Here is a 12,480-nt window from a genome sequence, read left to right as displayed (position 1 = left end):
TCAAGCTTGGTCCTTGGCAGCACGCGCGGCGCGCCCGCGCCTGGATCTCAGCTGGCGCTCCTGCGCCGCGGCGCGCACGTCAGCCTCCAACGCGCCCAGATCCTGCTGGGGATCAGCCAGGTCAGGCAGCGCGCCGGCGCGGCCAATGATCCACAGCGCCGTCGCGTACACGCCCATGCTCACACCTGGCTCGCCACGCTCCATGCTGGCGAGCGTCGGCACCGACACCCCCAGGCGCTGGGCCCAGGCGCGCTGCGACTGCTTGCGCCGCAGCCGTGCCAGCGCGAGCCGCTCGCCCAGTTCGGTCAGCGCCTTGGCCGCCTGTGGCGGCATGCTGGAAAGAGAAGGAGATGCTCTCGACACAAAATAAAGCTTATCACGATCCCTTCTTTCGGGAAAATTTATATAGCTTTATTGCGCCTGCGTTGTCATCGCCAAGAGCCATTTCGAACAGCCGGTCTCGGCCGCCCCGTAGGGCGCTAAGTTAACTGCTTCGGCGCGCAAGCGCCGACAAGGACTTAGGACGCTCCCCGCCACGGGTCCAGTCCGAAACAGGCAGGAGTTGTTGCGACTGGCCTAGCATCGCGCCAAGTTTATTGCACGGGTCGAAGAGCTGCCTCTCTCGGCGCGATCCAAGCTGACCGATCGGCGCCTCTAGCCTTTCGCCCCGACGGCACAAGATGCGCCTGTCGCAGCGCAAAGGCACTACATTGAGGTATGAAGTCAGCTGCCCTGCCCCAAGTTCGCGTCGAGCCGGCGCTACGCGCGGCTATCGAGGCCGTGCTGGCCGAAGGCGAGACGCTGTCCGCCTTTGTGGAGTCAGCGGTTCGCCGTGCGGTCGAGCACCGCCTGGCCCTGCGCGATTTCGACGCACGCTGCGACGCCGCGCTCAAGCACTACTTGGTCACCGGCGACGCGTTCTCCAGCGATGAGGTGCTCGCAAAGATGCGGCGGTGTCTCGATGAGCGCCGTGCACAACTGCTCGGCGAGGCCGACGAAGCTGTGTGAGCACCGGGGTTCGATGGGAGCCCGCGCGGGCACAGCCAGCGCGTCCATGTCCGAGTGCCCGTCATACGCAAAATAGGGCGTCCACTCGCGGCGAAGGCCCCTGCCCTGACCCTCCAATATGAGGTGGCAGGTTGAACTCCCCCGCGGCGATAATCGCCGCACGCGCCGCCGACGCAGGCCGATTCGGCAGGCTGCATGGACTGGGAGGGACTTTCGTGTCCGCTTCGGCCATCTTCTTCCACGGTTCCGCCGAGCATTTCTTCCGCCCCCTGACCCGGCAAGACCGCGAGGCCTGCGCAGCCGTATTGCGCAACCTGCACGAACGCGTACACGGCCCGGAAGCCGACTACGCCCAGGCGCTGACGAAGGACCTGGTGCTGGAGATCTGCCTGGGCGTGATTGCCCTGCCAGCCTACCGCGAGGGCGCGCTGTCCACCGCACAGGCTGCTCAAACCGTGAATGCCGACGTGGAGCGCAGCTATGCGCTCAACCTGCTGCGCGCGCTGAAGGAGCACGGCTGGCTGGAGGACTACAAGGATCCGATCGACCTGCAGCCTGTGCTCAAGCTGACCCGCGCCGGCAAGGCTTTCGCCGAGACCTTTGCCGAACTCGACAATACGCGCCACAAGACTCGCCAGCGCAACATGCGCTCGGCCCGCAAGGCGCTCCAGGCCTTCCTGGATCACCTGGACGAGGACGAGTTGCTTGATGCCCACGACTACGCCAGCCGCGTCGTCCAGGATCTGCAGGACGACATCGAGTACTTCCGCGCGCTGATGCAGAGTCTCACCCGTGAGGCGTTGACGCAGAAGCTAGCCTGGGACGAGTTCAACGATTTCCTCGAGCGACGCTTCGGCAAGGAGATGTCCGTGCGGCTCGTGGCCGATTCGGTGGACCGCCACCGCGGAAGGATCGTCGAGCTGCTGGACCAGATTCGCGCCTGGCCTGCCGAGCAACGCGAGCGAACCGACGCCGCGCTGCGCCAACGCGCCGACTGGCTGGAGCCGATGCTCGATGGCGGTCGCAGTGCGACGCTGTGGCTCTGTCAGCGGGTGGAAGCGCTGATCGACGCAGCCTGTGGACTGAAGCTGCCGATGCTGCGCAGCGAGATGCACAACTACGTGCGCCGATTCACCAGTTTGCTGCGCCAGGCGCTCTCACTGGACTATGGCGCCGAGTCGCCGATGGGCTTGACGCTGTCAGCCCTGAAGGCTGCCGATGCCGCAGGCAAGGATGCGTGGCTGGAGCTGCTAGGCCAACGCCTGGCCACGGCCGAGGTGCGCCTGCTGCCTGCCGGCGGTCTGCGCTGGACCCAACGCGAGCGCCAGCAGATCGAAGGCGACGAGCCCGAGTGGCGGATTCGCGTCGACAGCCGGCTCGAGGCGGCGCTGCGCCGGGCCGAGGCCGAGGCCTTCGTCATCAGCGAGGAGCGCGTGTTGCGGCAACTGGGTCAGGTTGGTGCGGTGTCGCTGCGCCTGTCTGATCTTGCGGCGCGGAGGGCGGAAGAGGTGCTGACCAGCCTGCACGCCGTTGGTGCAGCGCGATCAGCGCTGGGCCGCGAACGCTGGCAGGTCAGCAAGCTGGGTGATCGCTTCGAGACGGCGAGCTTCATCGCTGATGACTACGAGTTGCGCCGCGTGCCAAAGAAATGACCTCCGAGACCTTCCACGCTCTGCTCGAAACTCGTCTTGCCGAGCGCACTGCCGGCAACGTCTCGCGCCGTCGCTTCGCCGAGATCTGCAATCGCCTGCTGGCCGCCGGCATCCTGTGGCGCGACTATTCCAAGCCCGAGCAGGCGCTCTACGACGACGCCACGCTGGCCGAGGAACTGTTGCGCGAATGGTTCGACGTGCTCGGCTTCGCGCTGACGCATGACGTCGACGCCAACCTCATGCGGCTGTATCCGCCGGGCGACGACCAGGAGGACGAGGACGGTGTCAAGAAGCTGCGCGCGCGCCTGTCGAAGGATGTCGTCGCCGCGGCGCTGGGTCTGCGATTTCTCTACACCGAGGGGCTGACCGGCAAGCGCGAACTGGTCAATCAGGAGCTGGCCATCAGCTTGGAGGAGCTCTCGCAGACGCTCGTCTCGCTGCTCGGCACGACGCTGCCGGCCTCGACTGCTGAGCGCGTCCAGCTTCTGCGCGAGCTGCGCAAACACCGCCTGGTGCGCTTTCGCGAGGCGGACGCCGGTTTCGGCCAGATGGAGATGCTGCTGGGCGTGCTGAGGCCCATCCTCTCCTTTGTGAGCGACGAGGCGCTGCTTGAAGTGCGCCAGCTGATGCAGGAAAGGCAGGCCTGAGCAATGCGCCTGCAGCGGCTGATCACCGTCAACTGGGGAACGCTGGAGACACGCGACTGGCTGCTAGCCAATGCGACGCTGCTCACCGGCGAATCCGGTTCAGGCAAGTCCACGTTGTTGGATGCGATCCAGGCCGTGCTCACGGCGGCGCGCCAGGGGGTCTTCCACTTCAACGCGGGCCAGAACGAATCGACCCAGGGCCGCCGGGGTGGCAAGGAGCCGCGCACGCTGCATGCCTACGCGCTGGGCCAGTGTGGCAGCGAGGTATTCCTGCGCCAGCGCGCGACCAGCTACGTGGCTTTGAGCTTCGAGCCGTCGGACCACGAGGCGGAGGCCGCGCCCTTCAGTGCTCTTCTGGGCGTCGAGGCGCACGTAGAAAGCGGCCGGGCCGAGGGTGGCAAGCCGCTGTTCTTCCTGCTGCGCGGGGCGAGTCTGGAACTGTCGCATCTATCGACGAGCCTGCCCGCGAGCGACGTGGTCCCGGGCCGCGTCCGGCCGTTGCCGCTGAAGGAGGCCTATGCCCAGCTCCAGCTCCGGCTGGGCCTGCAGGCCGAGCAGTTGATGCGCTTCGAAGGCAAGGACAGCTACCTGCAGCATCTCTACGGTCACCTGCTGGGCCGCAAGTTCGTGCCCGAGGCGGACGCGACGCGCTGCGCTCGAGCCATCGTCAAGGCCATGGCCTACCGCGAGATCGGCAACGTCAACGAGCTGGTGCGCGATGAGATTCTCGACGCGAACGACTTCAGCCAGGAAGTTGGCAAGATGCGCCAGCTGATGCAGGAGATCGCCCGGCTGAAGGCCGACGCAGAGCGCCTAAGGTTGAACATCGACCGTCTCAAGCTGGTGGACGAGGCAGCCGGTGATGTCGTCGCACTGCTGCGCCGCCACGTGGTGATGCGCAACGCCCATGCGCTGCGCGTGCAGCGTGACACCCAGGGCGAGCGCGAGCGTACCGAGCGCCGCCGCTCGCAGCTTCAAGGCCACGCCACCGACTCGCAGAATCGGCTGGACGCGATCGCCCTCGAGCGCGGGTCGCTGGGCGAGGAACTGGCACTGGTGCAGGGCGAACTGGCGCAGAACGGCATCGCGCAGGAAAAGCAGCGCCTGACAACGCTGGCGGCCCAGTACGCAGAGCAGTTCCGCAAGGAGTGGAGCCGGGTTCAGCAGGCTGCACGGCACATGGACCAGGTGCTGGCACACGTGAATCAGCTGCTGGCGCTGGATCTCTCGCTGCTCCCCGACTTTCAGGCGGCGGTTCGTCGACTGGGCTCGGCTGCGCTCCAAGCGACAAAGCAGTGGGAGCCGGCACGAGAGGCACTGCTGTCTGCCGCCCGACTAGGGGACGAGCTGGCAGCCTTCGAGCTGGAGCCGCTGGATCAGGCGCTGCGTGCGCTTGAGGTCGTTCTGCTCGGACAGGACGATCTGTCGGTGATGTCCGCATTGGTGACGGCGCGCAGCGAGTTGCTCAAGCAACAGTCCGTGCTGCTGGACGAGCAGACCGCCCTGCGCGCCGAGCAGACCCTGCTGCTGCAGGGGCGCACTCCGGCCCCCGGCGACGTGCAACAGGCGTTGAGCCTGCTGGAGGCGGAGCTGCCTGCCTGCCGTCCGCGCATGCTGGCCGCGCTGGTCGAACCGCGGCCGCGCAGCGCGTGGCAAGCCGCCATCGAAGGCTACATGGGGCGCGACCGGTTCGCATTGATCGTCGAGCCAGACTTCGAGGAGGCTGCGATCCGGCTCGTCAAGCGCCACTTCGCACGCCGCTCGCCGAAGATCGTGCAAGGCGCCAAGGCCGTCGAGGACACGCGCGGCATGACCTTGCCGCCGCAGAGCATCCTCCATGAGTTGGTGTGCGAGCATTCGGTCGGCAAGGCCTACCTGCTGGCGCTGTATGGACGCGTGCGCCAGGTGACCAGCGAGGCTGAGCTGCGCCGCACGCCGCAGGGCTTGATGCAGCAGGGTCTGGGCAGTCGCGCCTACGGCATGTTCGCCTGCTTGGCGGCGGATCATGAGCTGGCCTTCGGCCTGGAGAGCCGCAAACGTCGGTTGGCCTGGGTCAGCGCGCGGCTCGATGCACTGGTGCCAGAGTTGCAGCAGCTCAAAGGCATGGCGCAGTCGCTGACGCTGGTGCAGAGCTGGTTCAGCCAGAGCCGAGCTGCCTCGCTCGCGGAAGCGCTCGAAGAGGCGCTGGCGACGCGACTGAAGCATGTGGACGTCGAGCTCCATCTGCAGCAGCTCGACACGTCCAGCATCGAGGCGCTGGAGCGGCGGCGCGACGCGTTGCGTGAGCGCCTCGCCACGAAGCAGGCCCAGTGGGACGCTGAGCAGCAGGCTGTCGGGGTTCAGAACAAGGAACTCGCCCAGTTGCTCAAGACGCTCGGCGAGCTCGATATCCGGCTGCCTGAGCTGGCGCTGGATATTGTGACGGCCCAGGTGTGGATCAGCCGCTTTGCCAGCGCGGCCGGCGCGGTGGCCAGCGAGTTGCAACTGCTGGACGAGGCCCGCTCGATCGGAGAAGCCGAGCTTCCCAGTGCCGCGACCCTTCACAACAACGCAACGAATGCTGCGGAGAACCTCCCGGACCGCCTCAAGACGCTGCGCAACCACATTGGCACGTACCTTGCCGGTGCGCGCACCGATGAGGAACGCTTCGTCTGGTCCGAGCCGCCGCGCAGCGTTGACCAGTTGGAGGCGGTCTTGCAAGCGGTGCTGGCGGTGCAGCAGATCGCGCGCGAGCAGATCCGCCGGCAGGACGGTATCGGTCTAGCCGAGAACGTCTCACGGCTGGAGAAGGCCGAGGCCACGTTCAACCATGTGTTCACCAGCGACTTCTGCTTCAAGGTCCGGCGCGATGTGAAGGATGGCTCCAACACGCTGCGCAAACTCAGCCAGGAGCTGAAGGCCATCCAATTCGGCGTGGACTCCTACGACGTGGTGCAGGACTGGGTGCCGCGCTACAAGGACTACTACGACTTCTTCGAGGCGCTGGACGGCGTGGTCGATCAACTGGAGAAGGACCGCACGCCCATCTTCGACGCCCCTCAGCTCTCACCCGAACACCGCGCCACTGCCCAGGAGATCAAGCGCCTGCTGCTGTCGCAGGACCAGATCGCTGCCGAGCGTGCGCTAAAGGAGCTCGCCGACTATCGGAACTACCGTCGCTACGACATCCACCGCATCGCTGGCGGCCACCGAACGCCGATGTCCACCTGGGGTACCGGCTCCGGCGGCGAACTGGAGACACCGTTCTATGTGATCCGGGCCGCCGTGCTGGCGCATGCGCTCGGGCACTTCGGCCGCGCGCCGAACGCGCCAGCGCTGCGGCTGATGCTCAGCGATGAAGCATTCTCAAAGATGGACGAGGCACGTTCGCGAGCGGTGATGCGCTTCCTGGCGCAGAACATGGGCCTGCAACTGATCGTTGCGATGCCCACATCGAAGTCCGGCGCGATCAAGCCCGAGTTCGACAAGGAGTACACCTTTTCGAAGCTGGAGGCCGAAGCTGAGGGCCAGGTCGTGCACATCAGCGAGGTGCAGGAGAAGGACTTCAAGCGCGACGCTCTGGCCGCGCTGTGGGCCGAGCATGCTCAGGCCGCCAGGGCGCAGGCGCGGCTGGCGTTCGAAGAGCAAGAGACAGGCGAACGGTCGGCATGAGCGCTCCGGGCCGCCGCCAGACGCGAATGCCGGAGTGTGCACCGCGATGGGTCGTCAAATGATGCCGCCGGCGCATCCGCTCCTGTCGCGCTTGGCACATGCGTTGTTGCGCAAGGCCGAGCGCAGCGAGGGTGGGCGAGCCGTCTCTCTGACACTCGACGCTGCGGTGCTGCCGGAATTGCAAGGCGCCGCGTCGCCCGAGGCGCTGGCGCATCTGGAGCTGCTCCTCGATGGGCTCTGCGCGACGGGCTGGGTCCGGCTGAAGGCGGACAAGGCCCGGGCCTTCCAGACGCTGGCCGATCGCCGGCCCATGTTGGTGCTGATTGATGCTGTGGCACTGGCCGAGTGGAGCGGCTTTGAACCTGCCGCGCCGCGGTGGAGTCGCCAACTTGTACAGGCGCTGCGTGAGCAGCCGGCGCTGCTGACCGTGCCCAACGCGCCGGCGCTGCTGGACTACCTGCTGCGCAGCCCGCTGCCCGCTTTCGAGGGACAGGAGCCGGCCGCCAGTGCCGCCGTGCTCAACGCACTGGCAGCCGATTGCGCTGCTGCTACTACTGAGCTGACGCCCTACCTGCGCGAACTGTCGGCTCGGCACTTCCGCGGACACAGCAAGGTACTGGATGCGCGCGAGGAGCTGCTTCGGCTGCTGGGTGCGGGCGAAGGACGCTTTCTCGAGGCGCCGATCCAGCTGCTTGTCGATCTGCCCGAAAGCTGGTCGGGCGACGATGTCCTGTTCATCGAGAACGGCGTGAGCTTTGAGCGGATGGCAGGGCGGCGTCAGCCGGCCTGGGCGCGCGCGGCCCTGCTGTATGCGGCGGGCTTCCGCAGCGGGGCACTGCGCCTGCGTGAGCGCGCGGGCTCATCGCTGTATTGGCGTGGCCATGTGTCCGACGCGGGCGCCCCTCGCTTCGAGGCGTGGCTCTACGCTGGTGCAGGCGAACCGACGGTAGCGTTCTATGGCGACCTCGACTTCGCCGGCCTTGCCATCCTCGCGCAGCTGCGAGCAAGCTTTCCGGCCTGCCGCGCGTGGCGACCGGGCTACGATGCCCTGTTGGCCTCGCTCGACATGGGACACAGCCCAGACGAGGCGAGCAAAGAGCGACAGCAAGATCCCGGCTTCACTGGCTGCTCATTTGCAGACGAGGTGCTTCTGCCAGCCCTTCGAAGCGCGGGGCGATGCGTGGATCAGGAGTTGTGGCCGGGCGGTACCGCGAAGGGCCAGGCGAGCTGAGAGTCGATGCAGACGACAGGCTCGGGCAAACGAGTCGGGAAAGATCGGGCCTTCGTTGGCTCGAAATCGATCGCTACCGCCTGCACGCCATCGAATAGGCCGGCCTGCCAACGCGTCCACGCACCGAACCAGCGCAGCCGCGCAACCAGGGTTTGCGTCACGATGCGCAGGTGTGCGGCCAGTTCTTCCGCATCCCACTCGAAGCGACACAACAGGATGACGTAGGCCGACGCTTGCGAGTAGCTGTGCCGCGCCAGTGCGAGCGGATCAAACGCCTCTTCGCGACGCAGCAGCAGGACTGCCGGATCAAAAGCCTCCGGCGCCGTCAACAGGCGCGCCATTGTGTGTACGGCGGAGTCGGCATCCTCCTTGTCCCAGTCCTTGTCCAGCTTGACGGCATAGCGAACGTGCTTGTCCGCATACTTGACAAGGCGGTTGTGCAGCCATGCCAGCACCTGCTCCTGATCGGCGCGGTGGCTGAAGTTGATCGCGAAACCACGCTTTGTCGCAATACGCTCGGCGATCAACCAGGCTTCGACCTCGACGTCTTCGGCCGTGTGCTCGCCACAGGTCTGCCGCGCGATGCGCCGGAGGTCGCTCCGGCGTTGGACGAGGAAGGCGTGGTAAGGGTCCATCGGCATTCGGAATCTCCTTATGCGTCGTCCCGCATTCCGTACACCCTAGCGAAGGCGTCCTAGTCAGCAGCTCAGCGACGTCGCCCCCGGGACCGGGCGGTGCCGCCTACGCGCAGCTGCAGTCGTCGGCTTGGCGCTGCTGGTTACCTCGATGATCAGAATGCGGATCTTTGGTCGGAATGTTGACCAGTTTGTGACCCACCACGTTTCAGCGGCCAAGCGAAGGTGAATTGTGACTAGCTCGATCAAGCAGACCAAACGCGCACGCAAACCATCCAAGCGGGCAATGGTGTCCCGTGCCGGCTCGGTGACCAACTGGGGCGGCTACGTGTTTGTCTACGGCGATCGCAGGAACAACCAGAGTGTCCGGCAAAGCTTGCTGTCGCTCGACATTCGAGGCGAGTTCACATCACCAGTGCGCGGCGTCTCAGCATTCGCACTGCGTGTGACCCCCGAGTCCGAGCCCGGCCTTGGCAACGTCGAGATCCCCTGCGTAGGAGTTTGGATCGCAGCAAAGCCTGAATTTGACGGTGGTGTCCACCTTTCCGACCGAGAGTTCGACCTCCTGCTGGCGATGGCGACGGCCGGCAAGCTGCTATCCGTGTATCTCCACTTCCAAGAGCCTCACTACGGCAAGGCACTGATTGCCTCTGTTTCGTTCAGCAGCGATCCACCTGACGAGGGTTAGGTAGGCAATTCGTGTCTGAGCGCACGCGTTCGGTCACCTCGCGTAGATCTCAGGATCAAAAACGAAAATGGGCGTCCACCTCGCGGTGAACGCCCCAAACTGAGCGCTGGTTTCAGCCCTTCACGCACACCACCTGCTTCAACGTGTGCACCACGTCGACCAGGTCGCGCTGCGCTTCCATCACGGCGTCGATGTCCTTGTAGGCCGCGGGCGTTTCGTCGATGACGTCCTTGTCCTTGCGGCATTCGACGCCTTCGGTGGCGGCGCGGTGGTCGGCCAGCGTGAAGCGGCGCTTGGCCTCGCCGCGGCTCATGACACGCCCGGCGCCGTGCGAGCACGACTCGAACGACTCCGGGTTGCCCTTGCCACGCACGATGTAGCTGCGCGCGCCCATGCTGCCAGGGATGATGCCCAGCTGCCCGGTCTTCGCGCTGACCGCGCCCTTGCGGGTCACGTACACGTCTTCGCCGAAGTGATGCTCCTTCTGCACGTAGTTGTGGTGGCAGTTCACCGCCTCGACGTGGCTCTGGAAGTTCTTGCGGATCACCGTCTTCGCGGCTTCGATCACGCGCTTCATCATCACCTCGCGGTTGATCGCCGCGAACTTCTGCGCCCAGCCCACCGCGCGCACGTAGTCGCCGAAGTAGCGGCTGCCTTCCTCGAAGTAGGCCAGGTCGCGGTCCGGCAGATTCGCCTGATGGCGCATCGCGTCCTGCTTGGCCAGCTCGATGAACATCGTGCCGATGAAGTTGCCGACGCCGCGCGAGCCCGAGTGCAGCATGAACCAGACGAATCCCGCTTCATCGAGGCAGACCTCGATGAAGTGGTTGCCGGTGCCCAGCGTGCCCAGGTGCTGGATGTGGTTGGTCTTCTCCAGCTTCGGGTAGTCGCGGCAGAGTTCGGTGAACTCCGGCTCGAGCTGCGCCCACGCGGTGTTCACCGAGCCCGGCGCCTTCTGCCACGCGCCCGGGTCGCGAGAGCCCGGCGCACGGCCGTGCGGCACCGCGCGTTCGATCGCCGAACGCAGCGGGCCCAGGTTGTCCGGCAGGTCCTCTGCCGTCAGCGTGGTCTTGCAGGCGATCATGCCGCAGCCGATGTCCACGCCCACCGCGGCCGGGATGATGGCCTTGAGGGTCGGGATCACCGACCCGACGGTGGCGCCGATGCCGAAGTGCACATCCGGCATCGCCGCGACGTGCTTGAAGACGATCGGCAGGCGCGCAGCGTTCTCCAGCTGGCGCTTGGCGGCGTCCTCGACCGGCACGCCGCGCGTCCACATCTTCAGCGGCACGCCGCCGCCCACGTCTTCGTGGATGTAGTTCGTTTCCATGATGTCGTTCTCCATTGTGAGTGCCCCGACAGTGCCTGTGGCGCTGCCAGGGCGGGCACTCAACGGAGCTTCACCAGACCGTTGAGCACCTGGTCCAGACCTCCGAACACGGAGATCTTGTCGATGCGCTCGGCCACGCGTTCCAGCGTCTCGAGCTCCTTCAGCCGCAGGGCGACGGGGTTGTCCTCCATCACCTTGGCGGTGTTCAGCAGCGAGCGCGTCGCCGCCGTCTCCTCGCGCCGACGGATCACGTTGGCCTCGGCCGACTTGCCGGCCTCGACCACCTGGGCGAGGATGGTCTTCATCTCGCCCGGCAGCACGATGTCCTTCACGCCCACGCCGTCGAGCTGCAGACCGTAGTCCGCGAGCTTCGACTTCACCTGGGCGGTCACGACCTCGTCGATCACCGTCTTGTTCTCGAGCAGCTCGTCGAGCGAGCGGGTGCCCACCGCCGCGCGCAGGCCGAACTGCAGCTCGCGGTACAGGTGTTCTGCGGGCTTGGCCAGTTCCTTGTACGCCTTCAGCACGTCCGCGAAGCGCCAGGTGGCCGACAGGTTCAGCCGCAGCGCCACCTTGTCGCGGGTCAGGATCTCCTGGCCCGTCACCTCCAACGCCTGCAGCCGCAGGTCCACGAGCTCGACCGACACGTTGCGGTTGAACTTCCAGAACGCGTACGAGCCGGCCGTGAGCAGCCGCTCGACCTTGCCGTCGATCCACAGGATGCCGGCGCCGTGTTCGGGCACCTGCACCTGCAGCACGCCGGCCAGGCCTTGCACCGCACGCTGGCGCAGCTGCGTCTGCACGAGGCGCGCCACTAGCGCAGCCGGCACTTCGGCCGATGCGGCGATGTCGATCACCTCGACCTGCACGTCGACCAGGCCCTTCCAGTACAGGCGCCGGGTGGCCGGCGCCAGCACCTCGACCAGCGCGCCGTTCTCGGTGCGCAGGCCGACCTGGTTCTCGGTGAGCTCGACGCGCACGAACTCGGCAGCGACAACCGCCGGCTCCTTGGCCATCAGGTAGTCGGCCAGGCCGTGCGTGAACGCCGGCTGCTCGAGCGCGAAGAGTTCCACGCGCAGGGTGTCGAGGCCGGCGACCAGCCAGTGCGCGCCGGGTTGCAGCACACGGTCGAAGTCGCCATTGCGCAGCAGCAAGCCGCGCTCGTTCTTCTTCACAGTGACACGCTTGATGAACTTCATGGGAGTTCTCCTTCTTGTTGAGCGTGGGTTGAAAAGGTGCCGTTACAGCGACGGCCGCGGACGACGAATGCCTGGGTCCGGACGCCAGGGTGCGCGTCGGTCGTGTCATGGCTGAGCACGGCCTCGGCTGGCCCTGGATGCGAAACCCCGCGTGCTCGCCGCACGAGCGGCCGCCGCTGATGGGCCTCGGGTTGCACGCCTTGCGGCGATTCACCTTCTGCTCACGTTCGGCGGTGGTCTTTCGACCGTTGGTAGCTGGATTCGTAGTCCAGTGCTTGGAGCGGGAGTCGAACCCGCGACAGACGACTTATCAGGTCGTTGCTCTACCCGACTGAGCTATCCAGTGGTGGGCCATCCGGGAATCGAACCCGGCACCTTGCAGTGCATTCCATTGATGACCCGGCATCGGCCGGTTCCGGCGGCGCGGCATGCGCGACAC

10 protein-coding genes and 1 tRNA gene are annotated in these 12,480 nt (G+C 66.2%); 6 read left to right on the top strand and 5 right to left on the bottom strand.

Features of this window, described 5'->3' with window-relative positions; genetic code table 11:
* Entirely contained in the window at positions 1–333 is a 333-nt protein-coding gene (locus C1M51_RS09340; RefSeq protein ID WP_129449280.1) for a helix-turn-helix domain-containing protein, read from the bottom strand.
* A gap of 384 nt (positions 334–717) precedes the next feature.
* Between C1M51_RS09340 and C1M51_RS09335 the strand changes: the two genes are divergently transcribed.
* The 5 genes from C1M51_RS09335 to C1M51_RS09315 all read left to right on the top strand — a co-directional run bounded on the left by C1M51_RS09335 (position 718) and on the right by C1M51_RS09315 (position 8,189).
* Positions 718–1,008, top strand: a complete 291-nt coding sequence (locus C1M51_RS09335; RefSeq protein WP_129449278.1) for a YlcI/YnfO family protein — start codon at positions 718–720, stop codon at positions 1,006–1,008.
* Between the two features lie 215 nt (positions 1,009–1,223).
* Positions 1,224–2,660 carry a Wadjet anti-phage system protein JetA family protein gene (locus tag C1M51_RS09330; RefSeq protein ID WP_242500017.1) on the top strand — a complete coding sequence of 479 codons (1,437 nt, stop codon included), beginning with the start codon at positions 1,224–1,226 and terminating at the stop codon, positions 2,658–2,660.
* Positions 2,657–3,307 carry a DUF4194 domain-containing protein gene (locus C1M51_RS09325; RefSeq protein ID WP_129449276.1) on the top strand — a complete coding sequence of 217 codons (651 nt, stop codon included), beginning with the start codon at positions 2,657–2,659 and terminating at the stop codon, positions 3,305–3,307. The genes C1M51_RS09330 and C1M51_RS09325 overlap by 4 nt, the downstream gene beginning before the upstream one ends.
* A 3-nt stretch (positions 3,308–3,310) precedes the next feature.
* Positions 3,311–6,958, top strand: coding sequence for an SbcC/MukB-like Walker B domain-containing protein (locus C1M51_RS09320; protein WP_129449274.1), 3,648 nt, complete (start codon positions 3,311–3,313; stop codon positions 6,956–6,958).
* A 58-nt stretch (positions 6,959–7,016) separates the two neighbouring features.
* Positions 7,017–8,189, top strand: a complete 1,173-nt coding sequence (locus C1M51_RS09315) for a Wadjet anti-phage system protein JetD domain-containing protein (protein ID WP_242500016.1) — start codon at positions 7,017–7,019, stop codon at positions 8,187–8,189.
* Here C1M51_RS09315 and C1M51_RS09310 read toward each other — a convergent pair.
* Complete coding sequence (locus C1M51_RS09310; protein WP_129449272.1) at positions 8,144–8,830, bottom strand: hypothetical protein; 687 nt, start codon at positions 8,828–8,830, stop codon at positions 8,144–8,146. The two genes, C1M51_RS09315 and C1M51_RS09310, sit on opposite strands and share 46 nt — an antisense overlap.
* Positions 8,831–9,056: 226 nt before the next feature.
* Between C1M51_RS09310 and C1M51_RS09305 the strand changes: the two genes are divergently transcribed.
* Positions 9,057–9,512, top strand: coding sequence for a hypothetical protein (locus tag C1M51_RS09305; protein WP_129449270.1), 456 nt, complete (start codon positions 9,057–9,059; stop codon positions 9,510–9,512).
* Between the two features lie 112 nt (positions 9,513–9,624).
* Here C1M51_RS09305 and C1M51_RS09300 read toward each other — a convergent pair whose 3' ends face one another.
* From C1M51_RS09300 to C1M51_RS09290, 3 genes are all read right to left on the bottom strand, one after another.
* Positions 9,625–10,842 carry an RtcB family protein gene (locus C1M51_RS09300; protein WP_129449268.1) on the bottom strand — a complete coding sequence of 406 codons (1,218 nt, stop codon included), beginning with the start codon at positions 10,840–10,842 and terminating at the stop codon, positions 9,625–9,627.
* A gap of 59 nt (positions 10,843–10,901) precedes the next feature.
* A complete protein-coding gene (locus tag C1M51_RS09295) occupies positions 10,902–12,041 on the bottom strand; it encodes a slipin family protein (RefSeq protein WP_129449266.1) in 1,140 nt (379 codons plus the stop codon).
* A 275-nt stretch (positions 12,042–12,316) separates the two neighbouring features.
* Positions 12,317–12,384 (bottom strand) — tRNA-Ile (locus C1M51_RS09290).
* Positions 12,385–12,480: the final 96 nt, after the last annotated feature.

This window comes from Methylibium sp. Pch-M, from assembly GCF_004136295.1.
GTDB classification, from domain to species: Bacteria; Pseudomonadota; Gammaproteobacteria; order Burkholderiales; family Burkholderiaceae_C; genus Methylibium; species Methylibium petroleiphilum.
This window is presented reverse-complemented; position numbering and strand designations above follow the sequence as displayed.

Excerpts from the sequence above, each read along its gene's own strand:
- C1M51_RS09340 (WP_129449280.1), bottom strand. The coding sequence starts at position 333 with ATGCCGCCACAGGCGGCCAAGGCGCTGACCGAACTGGGCGAGCGGCTC.
- C1M51_RS09325 (WP_129449276.1), top strand. The coding sequence starts at position 2,657 with ATGACCTCCGAGACCTTCCACGCTCTGCTCGAAACTCGTCTTGCCGAG.
- C1M51_RS09300 (WP_129449268.1), bottom strand. The coding sequence starts at position 10,842 with ATGGAAACGAACTACATCCACGAAGACGTGGGCGGCGGCGTGCCGCTG.
- C1M51_RS09335 (WP_129449278.1), top strand. The coding sequence starts at position 718 with ATGAAGTCAGCTGCCCTGCCCCAAGTTCGCGTCGAGCCGGCGCTACGC.
- C1M51_RS09295 (WP_129449266.1), bottom strand. The coding sequence starts at position 12,041 with ATGAAGTTCATCAAGCGTGTCACTGTGAAGAAGAACGAGCGCGGCTTG.
- C1M51_RS09320 (WP_129449274.1), top strand. The coding sequence starts at position 3,311 with ATGCGCCTGCAGCGGCTGATCACCGTCAACTGGGGAACGCTGGAGACA.
- C1M51_RS09315 (WP_242500016.1), top strand. The coding sequence starts at position 7,017 with ATGATGCCGCCGGCGCATCCGCTCCTGTCGCGCTTGGCACATGCGTTG.
- C1M51_RS09310 (WP_129449272.1), bottom strand. The coding sequence starts at position 8,830 with ATGCCGATGGACCCTTACCACGCCTTCCTCGTCCAACGCCGGAGCGAC.